This is a genomic window from Burkholderia sp. AU44665 (assembly GCF_030504405.1).
Classification (GTDB): domain Bacteria; phylum Pseudomonadota; class Gammaproteobacteria; order Burkholderiales; family Burkholderiaceae; genus Burkholderia; species Burkholderia semiarida.
Window position 1 is genome coordinate 17,035 of the sequence record NZ_JAUJRI010000006.1, and the last position, 20,688, is coordinate 37,722.

A 20,688-nucleotide genomic window follows, 5' to 3' on the forward strand; every position below is an offset into this window, starting at 1 on the left:
CATTCCCTCGAAACGGAGCGTTTGCGATGAAGCTGATCGGCATGCTGGATTCCCCGTTCGTGCGCCGTGTCGCCATTTCGGCGAAGCTGCTCGACCTGCCGTTCGAACACGAGTCGATCTCGGTGTTCCGTCATCTCGAACGGTTCAGGACGCTCAACCCGGCCGTCAAGGCGCCGACGCTCGTGACCGACGGCGGCGCGACGCTGCTCGACTCGTCGCTGATCGTCGACTATCTCGACCACCTGGCCGCGCCGGAGCGGCGCCTGTTGCCCGACGCCGTCGATGCCCGGCTGCGCGCGCTGGTGCCGATCGGGTTCGCGCTCGCCGCGGCCGAGAAAACCGTGCAGCTCGTCTACGAGCAGGCGCTGCGCCCGTCGGACAGGCAGCATGAGCCATGGATGGAACGCGTGCTGAGCCAGCTCGAAGGCGCGTACGGCGCGCTGGAGCCGCTGGCCGCCGCCACGGACGGCTGGTTCGGCGGCGCACGACCGTTGCAGTCGGACGTGACGGTCGCGGTGGCGTGGCGCTTCACGCAGTTCATGGCGGCCGACTACCCGGTGCTCGCGCGGATCGATCCGGCCCGTTATCCGGCGCTCGCCGCGCATTCCGCGCGCGCCGAAGCGCTGCCGGCTTTCGTCGAAACGCCGCTCGCGTAGGGCCGGCGCAAGCCCGTTATTGGCGTGAACGGGCCCTCGGCTTCGAAGCGGCCCGCCGGGCGCTCGCAGACCGCTGTCGGCCGCCGCGCGGCCTTGTCCGGCAAGCCGCTGCCGATTGTTCTCGACGGCTGACAAGTGACTTCGCATTCGCGCTGTTTATCCGGCGTCGACCGATCCCTAGAATCCACTCCATCAAATCACGCATTGCCAGATGGAGCCGATGATGAAAGCCCTGATCGAATCGAGCCTGTACCACCCGTCCGTCGTGTTGCCGCTTGCCGCGCTGACGCAACTGATGGTCGAGCGCGATTTCAATCTCGGCCAGGTCGGGCTGATCGTCGCGGCGCGCGGTGCGCAGGCGGCCGTGTCGCGGTCGCGCGCGCTGATCTTCTGCCGTGACTGCGAAGCGCGGGCATGAGCGCGTTCGCGTCGATCGAATGAAAAAAAGCCCGGCCGGCGCAAGCCGGTCGGGCGGGATCGGTTTCGATCGGGCCCCGGCTTCGGCCGGGGCCTTTTTCATTGGGCGACGCTTACGCGCGGGCGGGCGTCGCGACGCCGTAAACCTCCGATTCGTCGTCCTCCTCGCGCAACTGGCGAGCGAGTTGATGCGCTTCGCGGCGCGTCGCGACGGCCGGCGGCGAGCCCTTCAGCGGCTGGCGCGCGGATTCGGCGAGCGCGACGACCGACACGATGCCGATCAACGCGGCGCCCATCATGTAATACGCGGGCATCATCAGGTTGTGCGTCACGTCGACGAGCCACGCGGTCACCAGCGGCGTCGTGCCGCCGAACAGCGACACCGACACGTTGAAGCCGATCGCGAGCGCGCCGTAACGGATCTCGGTCGGGAACAGCGCGGGCAGCGCCGACGGCATCACGCCGGTGAAGCACGACAGCAGCACGCCGAGTATCAGCAGGCCGCCGAACACCGACGCGGTGGTGCCCGCATGGATCAGCAGCAGCGACGGGATCGACAGCACCAGCAGGCCGACGCAGCCGGCGAGCATCACCGGCTTGCGGCCGACCTTGTCCGACAGGCGGCCGGCGTACAGCGTCATCGGCATCATCAGCACCATCACGAGCAGCACCAGCACGAGGCTGTGCGATTCGTCGAAGTGCAGCGTCGACGACATGAAGCTCGGCAGGTACGACAGCACCATGTAGTCGGTTACGTTGAAGATCAGCACGAGGCCGACGCACAGCAGCAGCGCGCGCCAGTTGGCGAACAGCGTCTCGCGAAAGCGCGCCTTCGGCACGGCCTTGTCCTGGGCTTCGCGCGCTTCGGCCTGGCGCTTGAACGCGGGCGTTTCCTCCAGCTTCATCCGGATGTAGAGACCGATCAGGCCGAGCGGGCCGGCGATCAGGAACGGCACGCGCCAGCCCCACGACAGCAGCGCTTCCTGCGACAGCGACGCGGTGAGCAGCGCGACGACGCCCGCGCCCAGCACATAGCCGATCAGCGTGCCGAACTCGAGAAAGCTGCCCATGAAGCCGCGGCGCTTGTCGGTCGAGAACTCGGCGATGAAGGTGGCGGCGCCGCCGTATTCGCCGCCGGTCGAGAAGCCCTGCACGAGGCGGGCGACGAGCAGCAGGATCGGGGCCATGATGCCGATCGACGCATAGCTCGGGATCAGGCCGATCGCGAAGGTGCCGACGGCCATCATGATCATCGTGGCGGCGAGCACGCGCTGGCGGCCGATGCGGTCGCCGAGCGGGCCGAACACCATGCCGCCGAGCGGGCGCACGAGGAACGCGGCCGCGAACGTGCCGAAGGTGGCGAGCAACTGCGCGGACGGGCTGCTGGACGGGAAGAACACCTTGCCGAGCGTGACGGCGATATAGCTGTAGACGCCGAAGTCGAACCATTCCATCGCATTGCCGATCGCCATCGCACTGACGGCGCGCTTGAGCAGGCTCTGGTCGACGACGGTGATGTCGTCCGCGGTGAGCGGGGCGTCGCCGGACGGCGAAGCGGGGGAAGAGACAGCGGTCGGGCTGACGTGTGTTGCGGTCAAGGTCATGCACTCCTTTGACAGCGCCGGAACGGGCGGGCCGTCCGACACGGTTTGCCGGCGAGCGCGGTGTCGCATGCTGCGCGTCGGGGCAGACCATCGAGCGGTTGCTGCGCAGCGGGCAGCAAAGGGCCAAGGGGCTGCTTCGACGCGGGCCCGATGGGCCGTCGCGACAGTGCGCTCATGAAGAATGGGCCGCGTGATGCAAGCGGCGGATGCCGGTGCGGACGAGGAGTCCGGCTTCCGGCAACGCCCCGGAGGGGCAGCGAAACGAGAAAAGCGGGCCTGTCGGGCGGGCTTTCCTGTGGATGCAATTTCGATCGAGGCACCGGCCCGCGTCGTGCGGACGGACTTCTCTCAAAATCGAAAAGACAGAGATTGAATGTTGAAACGGGAGACATGATAGCACGATGACGGACGATCGTGCAAATTGCCGTGGGTCGCCCGCCTGGCGGGGCATCCGGCGCGGCCCGCTCGGGTATGATCGGCGGCGCGCGGCGCGGCCGTGCCGCCCGTCGCGACGGGGCTGAATTCGCGAGGAACCGGATGACCGAACTGATGAGGATCGCGGCGCTGTTCGCCGCTACCGCGCTGGCCGAAATCGTCGGCTGCTACCTGCCGTGGCTCGTGCTGAAGGCCGGCCGCCCGGCCTGGCTGCTGGTGCCGGCCGCGCTGTCGCTCGCGCTGTTCGCGTGGCTGCTGACGCTGCACCCGAGCGCGGCGGGGCGCACGTATGCCGCGTACGGCGGCGTGTACATCGCGGTGGCGCTGATCTGGCTGCGGGTGGTCGACGGCGTCGCGCTGACCCGCTGGGACGTGGCCGGCGCGGTGCTCGCGCTCGGCGGGATGGCCGTCATCGCGCTGCAGCCGCGCGCGTGAGCGCGGCCGCGGCGCGGGCCGTGTGCGTCAGGCCGCTTCGGCGGTATCCGCGGCGGCGGACTGGCGCCACACGCAGGTGCCCTTGACCGACTTGTCGAGCTCGTCGAGCTGAGCCTGGTGCGCGGCAAGCTCGTCGTCGCTCGCGGCCACCACGGCCAGGTCGAGCGCGGCGAGCGAGACGCGCTGGCCGTTCGCGGCGCCGCCGTCGGCGCCCGCGTCGTCGAGCATGTCGATCACGAGGCTGTCCTGGCCGCGCGTCATCGCGAGATATACCTCGGCGAGCAGCTCCGAGTCGAGCAATGCGCCGTGCAGCGTGCGGTGCGCGTTGCTGATGCCGAAGCGGTCGCACAGCGCGTCGAGCGAGTTGCGCTTGCCGGGGAACATCTGCTTGGCCTGCACCAGCGTGTCGATCACGCCGCCGCAATGCTCGGAGAACGGCGGCAGGCCGAGCCGCGCGAATTCGGCATCGAGAAAGCCGAGGTCGAACGGCGCGTTGTGGATGATCAGCTCGGCGTCCTTCACGAAGTCGAGGATCTGGTGGGCGACTTCCGCGAATTTCGGCTTGTCGCTCAGGAATTCGGTCGTGAGGCCGTGCACCGCCAATGCGCCCGGATCGCTGTCGCGCTCGGGGTTCACGTAGAAGTGCAGGTTGTTGCCGGTGAGCCGCCGGTTCAGCAGCTCGACGCAGCCGATTTCGATGAGGCGGTCGCCCGTGCGGGCGTTCAGGCCGGTGGTTTCGGTATCGAGAATGATCTGGCGCATGTCGGGAAAAGCAACAAAAACAGGAGAAGGCGGCCGGCCGTCAGGCGGCCAGCGATTCGACGCCGCGGTTCGCGAGCGCGTCCGCACGCTCGTTTTCGGGATGGCCGGCGTGGCCCTTGACCCAGCGCCACTCGATCTCGTGCTGCGCGACGAGCGCGTCGAGCCGCTTCCACAGGTCGGCATTCTTCACGGGCGTCTTCGCCGCGGTGACCCAGCCTTTTTTCTTCCACCCGTGAATCCACTCGCTGATGCCTTTCTGCACGTACTGCGAGTCGGTATGGACGATCACGTGGCACGGCCGCTTCAGCGCTTCGAGCGCGGCGATCACGCCCATCAGCTCCATGCGGTTGTTGGTCGTGTTCGGCTCGCCGCCGTACAGTTCCTTTTCCTTGTCGCCGTAGCGCAGCAGCGCGCCCCAGCCGCCGGGGCCGGGGTTGCCCTTGCAGGCGCCGTCGGTATAGATGTCGATGGTGTCGGTTGTCATGAACGTTCTTGATGGGTGGTCGGGGAGGCCGCCGGCGTCAGGCCCGGTGCGAGAACGGGCTTCTTCATCTTGATCGGGCCGACGAGGCGCATGCCGCGCACGCGCTTGACGGCCGTCACCATGTAGACGGCGCCGAAGATCGGCCACCAGCGGTCGCCGGCGGCCTCCATGAAGCCGTAGCGGGCCAGCCACTGGTCGGTGGCGAGCGGCGGCCGGTAGCAGCCGAAGCGGCCGCGTTCGAGGTCGAAACCGAGCAGCTTGATCCAGTCCTTCAGCCGGATGAATGCGATCTGGTCGCGCGTGGCCGGCACGAACGGGCGGTTCGCCATGCGCCCGAACGTCTGCCGCATGCCCCACAGGCTGAGCGAATTGAAGCCGGTGATCACGAGCTGGCCTTCCGGCATCAGCACGCGCTCGGCCTCGCGCAGCAGGCGGTGCGGGTCGGACGTGAATTCGAGCGTGTGCGGCATCACGATCAGGTCGACGCTTTGCGATTCGAACGGCAGGTCGAGCAGGTCGCACCACGTCGTGCTGCGATCGGCGGGCGCATGGCCCGCCGTGTGCGCTTCGCCCGCCCACGGATACTGGTACGGCGCGCTCGCGCCGCTCGCCGGGTCGAGCACCAGGCCGCGATACGGCATGCGGTTCTCGCGCAGTGCGTCGAGCTGCGGCAGGCCGAGCTGCAGCGCGTGGAATCCGAAGACGTCGGACACGATCCGGTCGAGCTGCGCCTGTTCCCAGCCCAGCACGTAGCGGCCGGGCGGCGAGTCGGTCCAGGCAGGCCAGTCTATAATTTGACGGTCAGACATAACGATGATTGCGCGCCCATGAACGAGCTGGAATACGTGCCGGTTCCGGCATTCGAAGACAACTATATCTGGCTCGTCTCGGACGGCCGCGATGCGATCGCCGTCGACCCGGGTGAAGCCGCCCCCGTACGCCGGGTTCTTGCCGAACGAGGCTGGCGGTTGACCGCTATTTTACTCACGCACCACCATGCCGACCACGTCGGCGGTGTCGAGGCGCTGCGCAATAGCCAACCGGACGATGCGCCGCTGCCCGTTTACGGTCCCGCGGCCGAAGCGATCGGCGTGGTCACGCGGCCCCTTGCAGGCGGCGATCGCGTGACGCTCGACGCGCCGGCCGTCGCGTTCGACGTGCTCGACGTGCCGGGCCATACGCGCGGTCACATCGCGTATTTTCAAGCGGCCGGCGAAGGCGCGGCAAGTCGACGCGCGGCCGGGCAGGGCAACGCGGTGCCGCACGTGTTCTGCGGCGACACGCTGTTCTCGTGCGGCTGCGGCCGCCTGTTCGAAGGCACGCCCGCGCAGATGCTCGCGTCGCTCGACGCGCTCGCGGCGTTGCCCGGCGACACCCGCGTGCATTGCGCACACGAATACACGCTGTCGAACATCCGCTTCGCGCTCGCGTGCGAGCCCGGCAATGCGGCACTGGCCGCGTGGCGCGACGACGCGCAGGCGCTGCGCGCGCGCGGCGTGCCGACGCTGCCGACCACGATCGCGCACGAGCGTGCCGTCAACCCGTTCATGCGGGCCGACAGCGCGGCGATCCACGCGACGCTCGAGGCCGAGCTGCACGAAACGGTGACGGATCGTCTGACGGCATTCACGCTGATGCGCGAATGGAAAAACCGGTTCCGATGACGTTTTCCGGAGGACTCCAAAGCTCAAGCGGTATCTGTAAAAATTGCTCCAAATGTAGGATTTCGCTGAGTTTTCGGTGTTTTTATTGACGTGAAGCACGCACTTCCGTAGTATCGCCTGCAATTTCCAGCCGTCGGAAGCCGAGATTTTCATGCGACTTATATTGAGTGCGATGGTGGTACTGCTACTCGCCGCGTGTGCGAGCCAGCCCCCTGTCGCCAACAACGCCGCCGATTCGCAGGCGACGTCCAACTACCTCCGTAAATCAGCCACCGCCAAAGAAACTGTCGACGTCGACAAGCAATCCGTCGGCGACCTGACCACTGCAGACTCCGATCTCTGGGCGCGCATCCGCCGCGGCTTCCAGATGCCCGACCTGCAGAGCGATCTCGTCGACATGCAGACGACCTGGTATACGCAGCGTCCCGATTACGTGCAGCGCATGACCGAGCGCTCGCAGAAGTACCTGTATCACATCGTCGAGGAGCTCGAGGCGCGTCACATGCCGACCGAGCTCGCGCTGCTGCCGTTCATCGAGTCCGCGTACAACCCGCAGGCGCTGTCGGTCGCGAAGGCGGCCGGCATGTGGCAGTTCATGCCCGGCACCGGCCGCACGTACAACCTGAAGCGCAACATGTGGCAGGACGAGCGCCGCGACGTGCTCGCGTCGACGAGCGCCGCGCTCGACTACCTGTCCCGCCTGCACGACATGTTCGGCGACTGGTATCTGGCGCTGGCCGCATACAACTGGGGCGAAGGCAACGTGCAGCGCGCGATCGCGCGCAACCAGGCGGCCGGGCTGCCGACCGACTACCAGAACCTGCGGATGCCGAACGAGACGCGCAACTACGTGCCGAAGCTGCAGGCGGTGAAGAACATCATCGCGAGCCCGCAGCAGTACGGCCTCGCGCTGCCGGATATTCCGAACCACCCGTATTTCGTGACGGTCACGACGTCGCGCGACATCGACGTGGCGGTGGCCGCGAAGCTCGCGAACCTGCCGCTCGACGAGTTCCGCTCGCTGAACCCGTCGTTCTCGAAGCCGGTGATCCTCGGCGCGACCGAGCCGCAGATCCTGCTGCCGTTCGACAACGCGTCCGCGTTCGAGAAGAACCTGAAAGCCTACAGCGGCCAGTTGTCGTCGTGGACCACCTACACGGTCAGCGAACGCGCGCGCCCGGCCGCGATCGCCGAGAAGATCGGCGTCGACGCCGATACGCTGATGTCGGTCAACAAGATTCCGGCCGGCATGCGCCTGAAGCCGGGCTCGACGATCGTCGTGCCGCGCGGCGATGACGATGACGAGGACATCAGCGCCGACGTCGCCGAAAACGGCGCGCTCGCGATGGAGCCGGACGTCCCCGACACGCGCAAGATGCTGATCCGCGTGCGCCGCAAGCAGTCGATGGCGGCGATCGCCGGCCGCTACGGCGTGTCGGTCGGCCAGTTGAAGGCATGGAACCGTACGCACCGCGATCTCGCGATGCCGGGCCAGGCGCTCGTGCTGCACGTGCCGGTCGGCCGCGCGGTGCCGGCGGAACCCGGTCCGGAGCGGATCGCGACGTCGACGGGCGGTGCGCGCATCGAGCGCGCGAGCCTGGCGGTGGGCGGCAAGTCGCACGGCGGCAAGCGCGGCGGCGCCGCCAAGTCGTCGGCGAAGCCGGCGAAGGCCGCGCCCGCGAAAGCCGCGCCGGCCAAGGCCGCCGCGCACAAGGGCAAGAAGAAGTAAGCGAAGCGAGCGCGGCTGCCGCGCGACGTAACGGCCGGTGAGGCCCGCACGATTGCGCTATCATCCGACGAATTCGACGAAACGCCGTCACCGAGGTGACGGCGTTTTCGTTTGTGCGTTCGTTCGTTTGTGCGCGGCGCGGCGGCGCTGCGTCGCGCGTCTTCATATGACAAGGGGAAGCGATGTCGTCGGTGCAGGTGAGGGTGCTCGCGCTGTTTTCGGTCGGGTATTTCGTGTCGTATGTGTTTCGCGGCGTCAATCTGGGCTTCGCGCCGTTCGTCACGCACGAGCTCGGCCTGTCGGCCGCCGATCTCGGCCTGCTCACCAGTCTCTATTTCCTCGGCTTCGCGGGCGCGCAGATCCCGGCCGGCGTGATGCTCGACCACTACGGCCCGCGTCGCGTCACGGCCGGCATGCTGCTGTTCGCGGCGGCCGGCGCGGCCGTGTTCGGCGCGGCGCACGGCATCGGCGCGATGATGGTCGGCCGCCTGCTGATCGGCGTCGGCGTATCGGTGTGTCTCGGCGCGGCGTTCAAGGCGCTCGCGCAGCATTTCCCGGTCGGCCGGCTGCCGCTCGTCAACGGCCTCGTGATGGCCGTGGGCGGCCTCGGCGGCGTGATGGTCGGCTCGCCGCTGACCTGGCTGCTCGGCTGGGCGAGCTGGCGTGCGATCTGTTTCGGCCTCGCGGTGCTGACGGTGGCCGTCGCGGCGTCGATCGGCATCGGCGCGCCCGACGCGCAGCAGGCGCGCCACCAGGGCGGGCTCGTCGGCCAGTTCAAGGGCACGTGGCATATCCTCGGCAGCCGCGCGTTCTGGAAGATTGCGTCGTTCTCCGTCGTCACGCAGGGCGTGTTCTACGCGATGCAGTCGCTGTGGGTCGGGCCGTATCTGCGCGATGTCGGCGGATTCGACGCGCCGCATGCCGCGCGCCTCGTGTCGGTGCTCGGCTTCGCGATGATGGCCGGCTGCGTCGGCTTCGGTGCGGCGGCGCGCGTGCTCGAGCGGCGCGGCGTGTCGGTCTACGCCACCTGCGGCATCGGCATGGCGCTGTTCGTCGCGACCCAGCTCGCGATCGTCGCGCGCGTGCCGTTGCCGCCGGCCGTGCTGTGGGCCGCCTACGGGATGTTCGGCGGCGTGGGCATCCTGACCTACGCGGTGATGGCCGGCCACTTTCCCGCTCACCTGATCGGCCGCGCGAACACGACGCTCACGCTCGTGATCTTCCTGCTGATCTTTGCGTTCCAGATCGGCGTCGGCGCCGTGCTGTCGCACTGGCCGGCCGTCGACGGCCGTTATCCGGCCGCCGCGCACTTCACCGCGTGGGGCGTGCTGCTCGCGCTGCAGCTCGCGAGCGCGGTCTGGTACGTGTGGCCCGCGCGCGGCGCTGGCCAAGCGCACTGATCCGGCGGTACGCTCACGGGTGGGGCGGCCGCGGAAACGGGGCCGCAGCACGTCGCGCCGCGCCGCCGAGCGCGGCGCGCCCATGATCGGACGGCCATATCAATTGAAGATAGGCCCATTTTCAGGCTATAATTTGAAAGTTTGTGCTGATCAACCTCGCACCCTAGCGCCTACCTCATTCATCCCGTTCATCCGCCGCACGCCGCCAGCCGGGCGATGCCGCGAAGCCTCGTGCGCCACGCGCCGGGTTCGCGTCTCGACAACGCAGGCCGCGTCCAGCAAGCGACCGCGCGCGCCCACGCAGCGCGGCGCTCGCGCGGCAGGGTAAACAGGTCGGCAGCAGGGTGTTCCCCAAGGAGCCTCCCGTGTTGCCGTCTTTTTCTCCCGCCTTGCTTGCACTCGCCGACGGCACGGTCTTTCGTGGTTATTCGATCGGGGCCGAAGGCCATACGATCGGCGAAGTCGTGTTCAATACCGCGATCACCGGCTATCAGGAAATCCTGACTGATCCGAGCTACTCGCGCCAGATCGTCACGCTCACCTATCCGCATATCGGCAACGTCGGCGTCAACGCCGAAGACGTCGAAGCCACGAAAGTCCATGCCGCCGGCCTGATCATCCGCGATCTGCCGACGCTCGCATCGAACTTCCGCATGGACCGCACGCTCGGCGACTACCTGCGCGACGAAGGCGTCGTCGCGATCGCCGGCATCGATACCCGCAAGCTGACCCGCATCCTGCGCGACAAGGGCGCGCAGAACGGCTGCATCCTGACGGGTTCCGACGACGAAGCGAAGGCGATCGAGCTGGCGCGCTCGTTCCCGGGCCTCGCCGGCATGGATCTCGCGAAGGTCGTGTCGACCACCAAGCCGTTCGAGTGGAAGCAGACGGAATGGCGCCTCGAAGGCGGCTACGGCATGCAGGAAGCGCCGAAGTACCGCGTCGTCGCGTACGACTTCGGCGTCAAGTACAACATCCTGCGCATGCTCGCCGAGCGCGGCTGCCACGTGACGGTGCTGCCGGCCCAGGCCAGTGCGGAAGACGCGCTCGCGCTGAATCCGGACGGCATCTTCCTGTCGAACGGCCCCGGCGATCCGGAGCCGTGCGATTACGCGATCGCGGCCACGAAGGCCTTCATCGAGCGCGGCGTGCCGACCTTCGGCATCTGCCTCGGCCACCAGATCATGGGCCTCGCGGTCGGCGCGAAGACGCTGAAGATGAAGACGGGCCACCACGGCGCGAACCATCCGGTGAAGGATCTCGGCGACGGCCGCGTCGTGATCACGTCGCAGAACCACGGTTTCGCGGTCGACGCCGATTCGCTGCCGGCCAACGCGCGCGTGACGCACGTGTCGCTGTTCGACGGCACGCTGCAGGGCTTCGAGCTGACCGACAAGCCGGCATTCTGCTTCCAGGGTCACCCGGAAGCGTCGCCCGGCCCGCACGACATCGGCTACCTGTTCGACCGTTTCACCGCGCTGATGGACGCGGCGAAGCAGCGCACCGCTTAACGTCATCGACGCAACCGAAGGACGGGAGATTCACATCATGTTCGGCCACGCACTCGGCATCACGGATATCTGGACCTACGTGTTCGGCGTGATCTTCATCATCCTGCTGCCGGGGCCGAACTCGATGTACGTGCTGTCGCTCGCCGCGCAGCGCGGCGTGAAGGCCGGCTATCGCGCGGCCTGCGGCGTGTTCGTCGGCGATACCGTGCTGATGGTGCTGTCCGCCGCGGGCGTCGCGTCGCTGCTGAAGGCGAACCCGCTGCTGTTCTCCGTCGTCAAGTACGGCGGCGCCGCGTACCTGCTGTACATCGGCGCCGGGATGCTGCGCAGCGCGTGGAGCAAGCTGCGCGCACGCGGCGATGCGCCGGTCGAGGCCCGGCAGGCTGTCGACGGCGAGCGGTCTTTCGACAAACCGTTCCGGAAAGCGCTGATCGTGAGCCTGCTGAATCCGAAAGCGATCCTGTTCTTCATCTCGTTCTTCATCCAGTTCGTCGACCCGGCATTCCCGCATCCCGCGCTGTCGTTCGTCGTGCTCGGGGCGATCGCGCAATGCGCGAGCTTCCTGTACCTGAGCACGCTGATCTTCGCGGGCGCGCGGCTCGCCGAGCACTTCCGCCGCCGCCGCAAGCTCGCGGCAGGCGCGGCGAGCAGCGTGGGCGGCCTGTTCATCGGTTTCTCGGTGAAGCTGGCGCTCGCGACCATGAGCTGAGCGCCGCCGGCCGACCCACGACAACGATTACTTATTGAATTCACAAGCCATGCCAAAACGCACAGACATCAAGAGCATCCTCATCATCGGCGCCGGCCCGATCATCATCGGCCAGGCGTGCGAGTTCGACTATTCGGGCGCGCAGGCTTGCAAGGCGTTGCGTGAGGAGGGCTACAAGGTCGTTCTCGTCAACAGCAACCCGGCGACGATCATGACCGACCCGAACACGGCCGACGTGACCTACATCGAGCCGATCACGTGGGAAGTCGTCGCGCGCATCATCGAGAAGGAGCGCCCGGACGCGATCCTGCCGACGATGGGCGGCCAGACCGCGCTGAACTGCGCGCTCGACCTGCACCACCACGGCGTGCTCGAGAAGTTCGGCGTCGAGCTGATCGGCGCGTCGCCGGAAGCGATCGACAAGGCGGAGGACCGCCAGAAGTTCAAGGAAGCGATGACCAAGATCGGTCTCGGCTCCGCGAAGTCGGGCATCGCGCATTCGATGGAAGAAGCGATCCAGGTGCACGCGCAAATCATGGCGGAGACGGGCGGCAGCGGCTACCCGGTCGTGATCCGCCCGTCGTTCACGCTCGGCGGCTCGGGCGGCGGCATCGCATACAACCGCGAAGAGTTCGAGGAGATCTGCAAGCGCGGTCTCGACCTGTCGCCCACGCGCGAGCTGCTGATCGAAGAGTCGCTGCTCGGCTGGAAGGAATACGAGATGGAAGTCGTGCGCGACCGCGCCGACAACTGCATCATCGTCTGCTCGATCGAGAACCTCGACCCGATGGGCGTGCACACCGGCGACTCGATCACGGTGGCTCCCGCGCAGACGCTCACCGACAAGGAATACCAGATCCTGCGTAACGCATCGCTCGCGGTGCTGCGCGAGATCGGCGTCGATACGGGCGGCTCGAACGTGCAGTTCTCGATCAACCCGAAGGACGGCCGCATGGTCGTCATCGAAATGAACCCGCGCGTGTCGCGTTCGTCGGCGCTCGCGTCGAAGGCCACCGGCTTCCCGATCGCGAAGGTCGCCGCGAAGCTGGCGGTCGGCTACACGCTCGACGAGCTGAAGAACGAAATCACCGGCGGCCAGACGCCGGCGTCGTTCGAGCCGACGATCGACTACGTCGTCACGAAGATCCCGCGCTTCGCGTTCGAGAAGTTCCGCGAAGCCGATTCGCGCCTGACCACGCAGATGAAGTCGGTCGGCGAAGTGATGGCGATCGGCCGCACGTTCCAGGAATCGTTCCAGAAGGCGCTGCGCGGCCTCGAGGTCGGCGTCGACGGTCTCGACGAGAAGTCGACCAACCGCGACGAGATCGCGATCGAGATCCACGAGCCGGGCCCGGACCGCATCTGGTACGTCGGCGATGCGTTCCGCATCGGCATGACGGCCGAGGAAATCTTCGCGGAAACCGCGATCGACCCGTGGTTCCTCGAGCAGATCGAGCAGATCATCCTGAAGGAAAAGGCGCTCGTGGGCCGCACGCTCGCGTCGCTGACGTTCGACGAGCTGCGCTACCTGAAGCAGAGCGGCTTCTCCGACCGCCGCCTCGCGAAGCTGCTCGGCGCGACGCCGGAAGACGTCCGCCGCCGCCGCGTCGAGCTGAACGTGCGCCCGGTCTACAAGCGCGTCGACACGTGCGCGGCCGAGTTCGCGACGAAAACCGCCTACATGTACTCGACCTACGAGGAAGAGTGCGAGGCGCAGCCGACCACCAACAAGAAGATCATGGTGCTGGGCGGCGGCCCGAACCGGATCGGCCAGGGCATCGAGTTCGACTACTGCTGCGTGCACGCGGCGCTCGCGATGCGCGAGGACGGCTATGAAACGATCATGGTCAACTGCAACCCGGAAACGGTGTCGACCGACTACGACACGTCCGACCGCCTGTACTTCGAGCCGCTGACGCTCGAGGACGTGCTCGAGATCGTCGACAAGGAAAAGCCGGTCGGCGTGATCGTCCAGTACGGCGGCCAGACGCCGCTGAAGCTCGCGCTCGACCTCGAGGCGCACGGCGTGCCGATCGTCGGCACGTCGCCGGACATGATCGACGCGGCCGAAGACCGCGAACGCTTCCAGAAGCTGCTGCAGGACCTCGGCCTGCGCCAGCCGCCGAACCGCACCGCGCGCGCCGAGGACGAAGCGCTCGCGCTGGCCGACGAAATCGGCTATCCGCTGGTCGTGCGTCCGTCGTACGTGCTCGGCGGCCGCGCGATGGAAATCGTCCACGAGCCGCGCGACCTCGAGCGCTACATGCGCGAGGCCGTGAAGGTGTCGAACGATTCGCCGGTGCTGCTCGATCGCTTCCTGAACGACGCGATCGAATGCGACGTCGACTGCATCTGCGACGGCGAAGCCGTGTTCATCGGCGGCGTGATGGAGCACATCGAGCAGGCGGGCGTCCACTCGGGCGACTCGGCATGCTCGCTGCCGCCGTACTCGCTGTCGAAGGAAACCGTGGCCGAGCTGAAGCGGCAGACGGGCGCGATGGCGAAGGCGCTGAACGTGGTCGGCCTGATGAACGTGCAGTTCGCGATCCAGCAGGTGCCGCAGGCGGACGGCTCGAAGCAGGACATCATCTACGTGCTGGAAGTGAACCCGCGCGCGTCGCGCACGGTGCCATACGTGTCGAAGGCGACCAGCCTGCCGCTCGCGAAGATCGCGGCGCGCGCGATGGTCGGCCAGAAGCTCGCGCAGCAGGGCGTGACGAAGGAGGTCGAGCCGCCGTACTTCAGCGTGAAGGAAGCGGTGTTCCCGTTCGTGAAGTTCCCGACCGTCGACCCGGTCCTCGGGCCTGAAATGCGTTCGACCGGCGAAGTGATGGGCGTCGGCCGCACGTTCGGCGAAGCGCTGTTCAAGTCGCAGCTCGCGGCCGGTTCGCGCCTGCCGGAGTCGGGCACGGTGCTGCTGACCGTGATGGATGCGGATAAACCCAAGGCCGTCGAAGTCGCGCGCATGCTGCACGACCTCGGCTACCCGATCGTCGCGACCAAGGGCACGGCTGCCGCGATCGAAGCGGCCGGCGTGCCGGTGAAGGTCGTGAACAAGGTGAAGGACGGCCGTCCGCACATCGTCGACATGATCAAGAACGGCGAGATCGCGCTCGTGTTCACGACGGTCGACGAGACGCGCCAGGCGATCGCCGATTCGCGTTCGATCCGCATGAGCGCGCAGGCGCACAAGGTCACGTACTACACGACGATGTCGGGCGCGCGCGCGGCCGTCGAGGGCCTGCGCTACCTGAAGGATCTGGAAGTCTATGATTTACAAGGTCTTCACGCTCGCCTAAACTAAGCGTTCAGTTACCTGTCGAAGCAACACGTGCCGCGATTAGGCGGTGTTTCCAGTGCATCGGAAGCGCGCTTAATCGCGGTGATTTTTTTTATAGCCGTTTTTAGCGATTGAGCCGTTTATGAGCACCATTCCGTTGACAAAGCGTGGCGCGGAGCAACTGCGCGATGAATTGCAGCGCCTCAAGTCCGTCGAGCGGCCGGCCGTGATCAACGCGATCGCGGAGGCCCGCGCACAGGGCGATCTGTCCGAAAACGCCGAATACGACGCAGCGAAGGAAAAGCAGGGCTTTATCGAGGGCCGCATCGCGGAACTCGAATCCAAGCTGTCCGCCGCGCAAATCATCGATCCGACGGTGCTCGACGCCGATGGCCGCGTGGTGTTCGCCGCGACGGTCGAACTCGAGGATCTCGAGTCGGGCGACACGGTCAAGTACCAGATCGTCGGCGACGACGAAGCCGATATCGATCACGGCCTGATCTCGGTCAGCTCGCCGATCGCGCGCGCGCTGATCGGCAAGTCCGAAGGCGACGTCGCGGCCGTGCAGGCGCCAAGCGGCGTGCGCGAGTACGAAATCATCTCGGTCAGCTACATCTGAAGCGGGGCGACGTGATGCCGCATCGCGTGTTCCGTCTGCTGTCGGCCGTATGGGTCGGCAGCCTGCTGACGATCGGGTATGCGGTCGCGCCCGTCCTGTTCAAGACGCTGGAGCGGATGACGGCCGGTTCGGTCGCCGCCCAGCTGTTCCGCATCGAGGCGATCGTCGGCATCGTGTGCGGCGTGCTGCTGCTCGCGTTGTCGAACCAGCAGGTGCGGCGGGGCGGCAACGAGTATCGCCGCGTGCGCTGGATCGTCGCCGCGATGGTCGTGTGCGTGCTGGTCGGGTATTTTGCGCTGCAGCCGTTCATGAACGCGCTGCGGGTGGCCGCGATGGACGCGGGCACCGATATCGCGAATTCGCCGTATGCGAGCCGCTTCGGGATGCTGCACGGCGTCTCGAGCGTGTTCTATCTCGTCGAGAGCGTGCTGGGGCTGATGCTGATCTGGCGCCTGCCGGCGCGCGAAGCCTGAGCGCCCGTCGTTGCGCGTTGCGCAACGACGGGGCAGGGCGGCACGGGCATCCGTGCCGCGCAAGCGGTTTACTTGTCCTGGAACGGCCGCTTGGTGCTGGCCTGCCGCTTTTTCGCGCGCTTCACGGTGCCGCCCGCCGTCACACGCTCGTTGCCGCGCACCGTGACCTTCACGGGCCGCGGGCGGCGCACGGGGCTCGCGTTCGGCGACACCTTGACGACCTTGACGGTGCGCGGCGCGCGGCCTTTCTTGTCGTCGGCGGCTTCCGCCGCGCTCGGCAGCGCGCCGGCACGGCGGCCGCGGGCCGGGGCCGCAGCGGCTTCCGGCCTCCAGATCACCAGCAGCTTGCCGATATGCTGAATCGGGGCCGCGTTCAGACGGTCGCAGATCTCGTCGTAGATCGCGATGCGTTCGTCGCGCTCGTCGCCGAACACGCGGATCTTGATCAACTGGTGCGCGTCGAGGTGCACCTTGATTTCCTTCAGCACGGCGTCGGTCAGCCCTTCGGCGCCGATCAGCACGACGGGCTTGAGCGCATGGGCCTGGGAGCGCAGCGCGGAGCGCTCGGCGGGAGAAAGCGAAAGGGCGGGCATGGAAATGTCGAAATCTAAATAAGGGCGCGCTGACTGAAAAGCGATCGCGGGGCGATACCGCGTCAGCCGTGCGCCGAAACCACGTAAAATCGCGGCTTGGGCCTGAAAAGGGGCCGCAGCCGCGCGAAGAAGACGCGTATTATCCGCTAAAAGCGCGGCTTCACGAAGCAATGGGCAGCAATCTCTCTTTCGAATGGCAAAAAACCGCTTCAACCAGCACTGGCTGCACGACCACATCAACGACCCGTACGTCAAAATGGCGCAGCGGGAGGGCTATCGCGCGCGCGCCGCGTACAAGCTGAAGGAAATCGACGAACAGGACAAGCTGATCCGTCCGGGCCAGGTGATCGTCGACCTCGGCGCGACGCCGGGCAGCTGGAGCCAGTATGCCCGCAACAAGCTCGCGCAGGGCAAGAAGCGCGACGCGGAGCGCGAGGGCGGCATCGACGGCACGATCGTTGCGCTCGACATCCTGCCGATGGAGCCGATCGCCGACGTCCATTTCCTGCAGGGCGACTTCCGCGAGGACGACGTCCTCCACCGGCTCGAGGAGGTGCTCGAAGGCCGTGCGGTGGACCTTGTTATTTCCGACATGGCCCCCAACCTCTCAGGCGTGGCGTCGGCGGACGCGGCGCGTATCGAGCATCTCTGCGATCTGGCGCTCGAATTCGCGCAGAACCATCTGAAGCCGGACGGTGCACTGCTCGTGAAGTGTTTTCACGGCAGCGGCTACAGCCAGATCGTCGAGAAGTTCAAACAGCAGTTTAAGGTTGTCGCGCCGCGCAAGCCCAAGGCATCTCGCGACAAATCGTCCGAAACGTTCATTTTGGGTCGGCAGCTGAAGCATCCGCGCTGACGCGCAGGCGCTGCCGCAAACGGGCTCCGGCCCTTGCCGGACAAGCGAAGCGCTATCGCGCCGGTTGTCAATGCTTATGGCAGGGGTGGTCGGACTGGATTAGAATGACCGAGGGGCGCCGCAAGGAAAATGTAGGCGCTCGTCTACGAGTGAAGGAGTGGTGCTTTGAACAACAATATGTTTTCGAAGGCAGCGGTGTGGCTGGTGATCGCACTGGTGCTGTTTACGGTGTTCAAGCAGTTCGACAAGCCCCGCGTCCAGGAAGGCGTGTCCTATTCGCAGTTCATGGACGACGCCAAGAACGGCAAGGTCAAGAACGTCATCGTTCAGGGGCGCAACCTCACCGTCACTCCGGCTGATGGCCAGAAATACCAGATCGTGTCGCCCGGCGACATCTGGATGGTTGGCGATCTGATGAAGTACGGCGTGCAGGTCAGCGGCAAGGCCGACGACGAGCCGAACGCGCTGATGTCCGCGCTGTACTACCTCGGGCCGACGATCCTGATCATCGTGTTCTGGTTCTACATGATGAGGCAGATGCAGGGAGGCGGCAAAGGCGGCGCGTTCTCGTTCGGGAAATCGCGTGCGCGGCTGATCGACGAGAACAACAACGCGGTGAACTTCTCCGACGTCGCGGGCTGCGACGAAGCGAAGGAAGAAGTGTCCGAGCTCGTCGACTTCCTGCGCGATCCGCAGAAATTCCAGAAACTGGGCGGCCGCATTCCGCGCGGCGTGCTGCTGGTCGGCCCTCCGGGTACCGGCAAGACGCTGCTCGCCCGCGCGATCGCGGGTGAAGCGAAGGTGCCGTTCTTCAGCATCTCGGGTTCGGACTTCGTCGAAATGTTCGTCGGTGTCGGCGCGGCTCGTGTGCGCGACATGTTCGAGCAGGCGAAGAAGCATGCGCCGTGCATCGTGTTCATCGACGAAATCGACGCGGTCGGCCGTCATCGCGGCGCCGGCATGGGCGGCGGCAACGACGAGCGCGAACAGACGCTGAACCAGATGCTCGTCGAGATGGACGGCTTCGAGGCGAACTCGGGCGTGATCGTGATCGCCGCCACCAACCGTTCCGACGTGCTCGACAAGGCGTTGCTGCGTCCGGGCCGTTTCGACCGCCAAGTCTATGTCGGGCTGCCCGACATTCGCGGTCGCGAGCAGATCATGCGCGTGCACCTGCGCAAGGTGCCGATCGCGAACGACGTCGACGCGGCGGTCATCGCGCGCGGCACGCCGGGCTTCTCGGGCGCCGATCTCGCGAACCTCGTGAACGAGGCTGCGCTGTTCGCCGCCCGTCGCGGCAAGCGCATCGTCGAGATGCAGGATTTCGAGGACGCGAAGGACAAGATCTTCATGGGTCCGGAGCGCAAGTCGGCCGTGATCCGCGAGGAAGCGAAGCGCGCCACCGCGTATCACGAGTCGGGCCACGCGGTCATCGCGAAACTGCTGCCGAAGGCCGACCCGGTGCACAAGGTCACGATCATCCCGCGCGGTCGCGCGCTGGGCGTCACGTGGCAGTTGCCGGAGCATGACAACGAGACGTATTCGAAGGATTACCTGCTCGACCGCCTCGCGATCCTGTTCGGCGGCCGGGTGGCCGAAGAGCTGTTCATGAACCTCGTCAGCACCGGCGCATCGGACGACTTCAACAAGGCCACGCAGACGGCGCGCGCGATGGTCGCCCGCTTCGGCATGACCGACGCGCTCGGGCCGATGGTCTACGTCGACGACGAGAACGATGCGTCGCCGTTCGGCCGCGGCTTCACGCGCACGATCTCGGAAGCGACGCAGCAGAAGGTCGATTCCGAAATCCGCCGCGTGCTCGACGAACAGTACAACCTCGCGCGCCGCCTGCTCGAAGAGAACCGCGACAAGGTCGAAGCGATGACGGCCGCACTGATGGAGTGGGAGACGATCGACGCCGATCAGATCAACGACATCATGGAAGGTCGTCCGCCGCGCTCGCCGAAGAGTTCGCCGGCTGTCGGCGGCGATTCGTCGGGCGGCGGCAGCGCCGCCGCCGAGGTCAAGCCGGGCACCGCGCCGGCGCCGGCGTCGCCGGCGGCATAATCTCCGCTTTAGCGCCGTATACGGGCTGGTGTGGCTTCACACCGGCCCGTTTTGCATTCATCCACGTCCGTTGCTCGTGTCCGATTCCGCTGTGTCCCCGTTCATTCCCGCGCCGCTCCGGTGCGGCCGCTTCGAACTGACGTTCGAACGCCCGCTCGTGATGGGCATCCTCAACGCCACGCCCGATTCGTTTTCCGATGGCGGCCGCTTCCTCGCGCGCGACGATGCGCTGCGCCAGGCCGAGCGGATGATTGCCGAAGGCGCGGATCTGCTCGATATCGGCGGCGAATCGACGCGCCCCGGCGCGCCACCCGTGCCGCTCGCCGAGGAACTCGCGCGCGTGATTCCGCTCGTCGAGGCGCTGCGGCCGCTGAACGTGCCGCTGTCGATCGATACCTACAAGCCGGCCGTGATGCGTGCGGCGCTGGCCGCCGGCGCGGACCTGATCAACGACATCTGGGGGTTCCGCCAGCCGGGCGCGATCGACGCGGTGCGCGAGGGCAACAGCGGGCTGTGCGCGATGCACATGCTCGGCGAGCCGCAGACGATGCAGGCCGGCGAACCGGACTACGGCGACGTCGTGACCGACGTGCGCGATTTTCTCGCCGCGCGCGCCCAGGCGCTGCGCGACGCGGGGGTGGCGGCGGAGCGCATCTGCGTCGATCCCGGCTTCGGGTTCGGCAAGGCGGTCGTCGACGACAACTATGCGTTGCTGGCCGCGTTGCCGGACACGGCGCCCGCGCGCCCCGACGGGCGCGCCTATCCGATTCTCGCGGGCATGTCGCGCAAGTCGATGCTCGGTGCGGTGATCGGCGGCAAGCCGCCGGTGGAGCGCGTCGCGGCGAGCGTCGCGGCCGCGTTGTGCGCGGTCGAGCGCGGTGCCGCGATCGTGCGCGTGCACGACGTCGCGGCGACGGTCGATGCGCTCAAAGTCTGGAATGCCGTGCGCGCAGCCGCGCGGCAACGATAAGCAAGTCAGAAAAACGAAGGAGGA

General features: G+C 66.9%; 19 protein-coding genes. 14 read left to right on the forward strand and 5 right to left on the reverse strand.

Annotation, left to right across the window (positions count from 1 at the left end):
- The first annotated feature begins 26 nt into the window (after positions 1–26).
- Positions 27–656: a glutathione S-transferase family protein gene (locus QZM15_RS14765; protein WP_226232580.1), complete on the forward strand. Its 630-nt coding sequence runs from the start codon at positions 27–29 to the stop codon at positions 654–656.
- Positions 657–867: 211 nt separating this feature from the next.
- Positions 868–1,074 (forward strand): hypothetical protein, encoded by a 207-nt coding sequence (locus QZM15_RS14770; RefSeq protein WP_059573884.1) that lies wholly within the window; start codon positions 868–870, stop codon positions 1,072–1,074.
- A 112-nt stretch (positions 1,075–1,186) separates the two neighbouring features.
- On the opposite strand, the gene proP is transcribed toward QZM15_RS14770, so the two are convergent.
- A complete protein-coding gene (proP, locus tag QZM15_RS14775) occupies positions 1,187–2,677 on the reverse strand; it encodes a glycine betaine/L-proline transporter ProP (protein WP_060011506.1) in 1,491 nt (496 codons plus the stop codon).
- Between the two features lie 537 nt (positions 2,678–3,214).
- On the opposite strand from proP, the gene QZM15_RS14780 reads away from it, so the two are divergent.
- Complete coding sequence (locus tag QZM15_RS14780; RefSeq protein ID WP_011545077.1) at positions 3,215–3,547, forward strand: YnfA family protein; 333 nt, start codon at positions 3,215–3,217, stop codon at positions 3,545–3,547.
- Between the two features lie 27 nt (positions 3,548–3,574).
- Here the strand turns inward: QZM15_RS14780 and dnaQ are convergent, their stop codons facing one another.
- Genes dnaQ through QZM15_RS14795 form a run of 3 tightly spaced genes read right to left on the reverse strand, consistent with a single transcriptional unit; the run spans position 3,575 to position 5,602 of the window.
- Entirely contained in the window at positions 3,575–4,309 is a 735-nt protein-coding gene (gene dnaQ, locus QZM15_RS14785; protein WP_059644208.1) for a DNA polymerase III subunit epsilon, read from the reverse strand.
- Between the two features lie 40 nt (positions 4,310–4,349).
- Positions 4,350–4,793 (reverse strand): ribonuclease HI, encoded by a 444-nt coding sequence (rnhA, locus tag QZM15_RS14790; protein WP_059573881.1) that lies wholly within the window; start codon positions 4,791–4,793, stop codon positions 4,350–4,352.
- Positions 4,790–5,602, reverse strand: coding sequence for a class I SAM-dependent methyltransferase (locus QZM15_RS14795; protein ID WP_059573880.1), 813 nt, complete (start codon positions 5,600–5,602; stop codon positions 4,790–4,792). Before QZM15_RS14795 ends, rnhA begins: the two co-directional genes overlap by 4 nt.
- Before the next feature lie 18 nt (positions 5,603–5,620).
- Here QZM15_RS14795 and gloB point away from each other — a divergent pair, with 18 nt between their 5' ends.
- The 8 genes from gloB to QZM15_RS14835 all read left to right on the forward strand — a co-directional run bounded on the left by gloB (position 5,621) and on the right by QZM15_RS14835 (position 16,178).
- Positions 5,621–6,457, forward strand: a complete 837-nt coding sequence (gene gloB, locus QZM15_RS14800; RefSeq protein WP_059573879.1) for a hydroxyacylglutathione hydrolase — start codon at positions 5,621–5,623, stop codon at positions 6,455–6,457.
- 151 nt (positions 6,458–6,608) lie between these two features.
- Entirely contained in the window at positions 6,609–8,186 is a 1,578-nt protein-coding gene (locus QZM15_RS14805; RefSeq protein ID WP_060011512.1) for a transglycosylase SLT domain-containing protein, read from the forward strand.
- 182 nt (positions 8,187–8,368) lie between these two features.
- On the forward strand, positions 8,369–9,586 hold the full coding sequence (locus tag QZM15_RS14810) for a nitrate/nitrite transporter (protein WP_302106641.1): 1,218 nt from the start codon (positions 8,369–8,371) through the stop codon (positions 9,584–9,586).
- Positions 9,587–9,951: 365 nt separating this feature from the next.
- Positions 9,952–11,097, forward strand: coding sequence for a glutamine-hydrolyzing carbamoyl-phosphate synthase small subunit (carA, locus tag QZM15_RS14815; protein ID WP_059573876.1), 1,146 nt, complete (start codon positions 9,952–9,954; stop codon positions 11,095–11,097).
- A gap of 37 nt (positions 11,098–11,134) precedes the next feature.
- Positions 11,135–11,806, forward strand: coding sequence for a leucine efflux protein LeuE (gene leuE, locus QZM15_RS14820; protein ID WP_059573875.1), 672 nt, complete (start codon positions 11,135–11,137; stop codon positions 11,804–11,806).
- A gap of 49 nt (positions 11,807–11,855) precedes the next feature.
- Positions 11,856–15,110: a carbamoyl-phosphate synthase large subunit gene (gene carB, locus QZM15_RS14825; protein ID WP_059573874.1), complete on the forward strand. Its 3,255-nt coding sequence runs from the start codon at positions 11,856–11,858 to the stop codon at positions 15,108–15,110.
- A gap of 118 nt (positions 15,111–15,228) precedes the next feature.
- A complete protein-coding gene (gene greA / locus QZM15_RS14830) occupies positions 15,229–15,705 on the forward strand; it encodes a transcription elongation factor GreA (RefSeq protein ID WP_006476345.1) in 477 nt (158 codons plus the stop codon).
- 14 nt (positions 15,706–15,719) lie between these two features.
- Complete coding sequence (locus QZM15_RS14835; protein WP_059573873.1) at positions 15,720–16,178, forward strand: DUF4149 domain-containing protein; 459 nt, start codon at positions 15,720–15,722, stop codon at positions 16,176–16,178.
- A 68-nt stretch (positions 16,179–16,246) separates the two neighbouring features.
- On the opposite strand, the gene QZM15_RS14840 is transcribed toward QZM15_RS14835, so the two are convergent.
- Positions 16,247–16,771 (reverse strand): YhbY family RNA-binding protein, encoded by a 525-nt coding sequence (locus tag QZM15_RS14840; protein ID WP_012328238.1) that lies wholly within the window; start codon positions 16,769–16,771, stop codon positions 16,247–16,249.
- Between the two features lie 193 nt (positions 16,772–16,964).
- Between QZM15_RS14840 and QZM15_RS14845 the strand changes: the two genes are divergently transcribed.
- The 3 genes from QZM15_RS14845 (at position 16,965) to folP (ending at position 20,664) form a co-directional block, all read left to right on the forward strand.
- Positions 16,965–17,627, forward strand: a complete 663-nt coding sequence (locus tag QZM15_RS14845; RefSeq protein ID WP_059573872.1) for an RlmE family RNA methyltransferase — start codon at positions 16,965–16,967, stop codon at positions 17,625–17,627.
- A gap of 165 nt (positions 17,628–17,792) precedes the next feature.
- Entirely contained in the window at positions 17,793–19,694 is a 1,902-nt protein-coding gene (gene ftsH / locus QZM15_RS14850; RefSeq protein ID WP_059573871.1) for an ATP-dependent zinc metalloprotease FtsH, read from the forward strand.
- A gap of 28 nt (positions 19,695–19,722) precedes the next feature.
- Positions 19,723–20,664: a dihydropteroate synthase gene (folP, locus tag QZM15_RS14855; protein WP_302106642.1), complete on the forward strand. Its 942-nt coding sequence runs from the start codon at positions 19,723–19,725 to the stop codon at positions 20,662–20,664.
- Positions 20,665–20,688 lie beyond the last annotated feature (24 nt).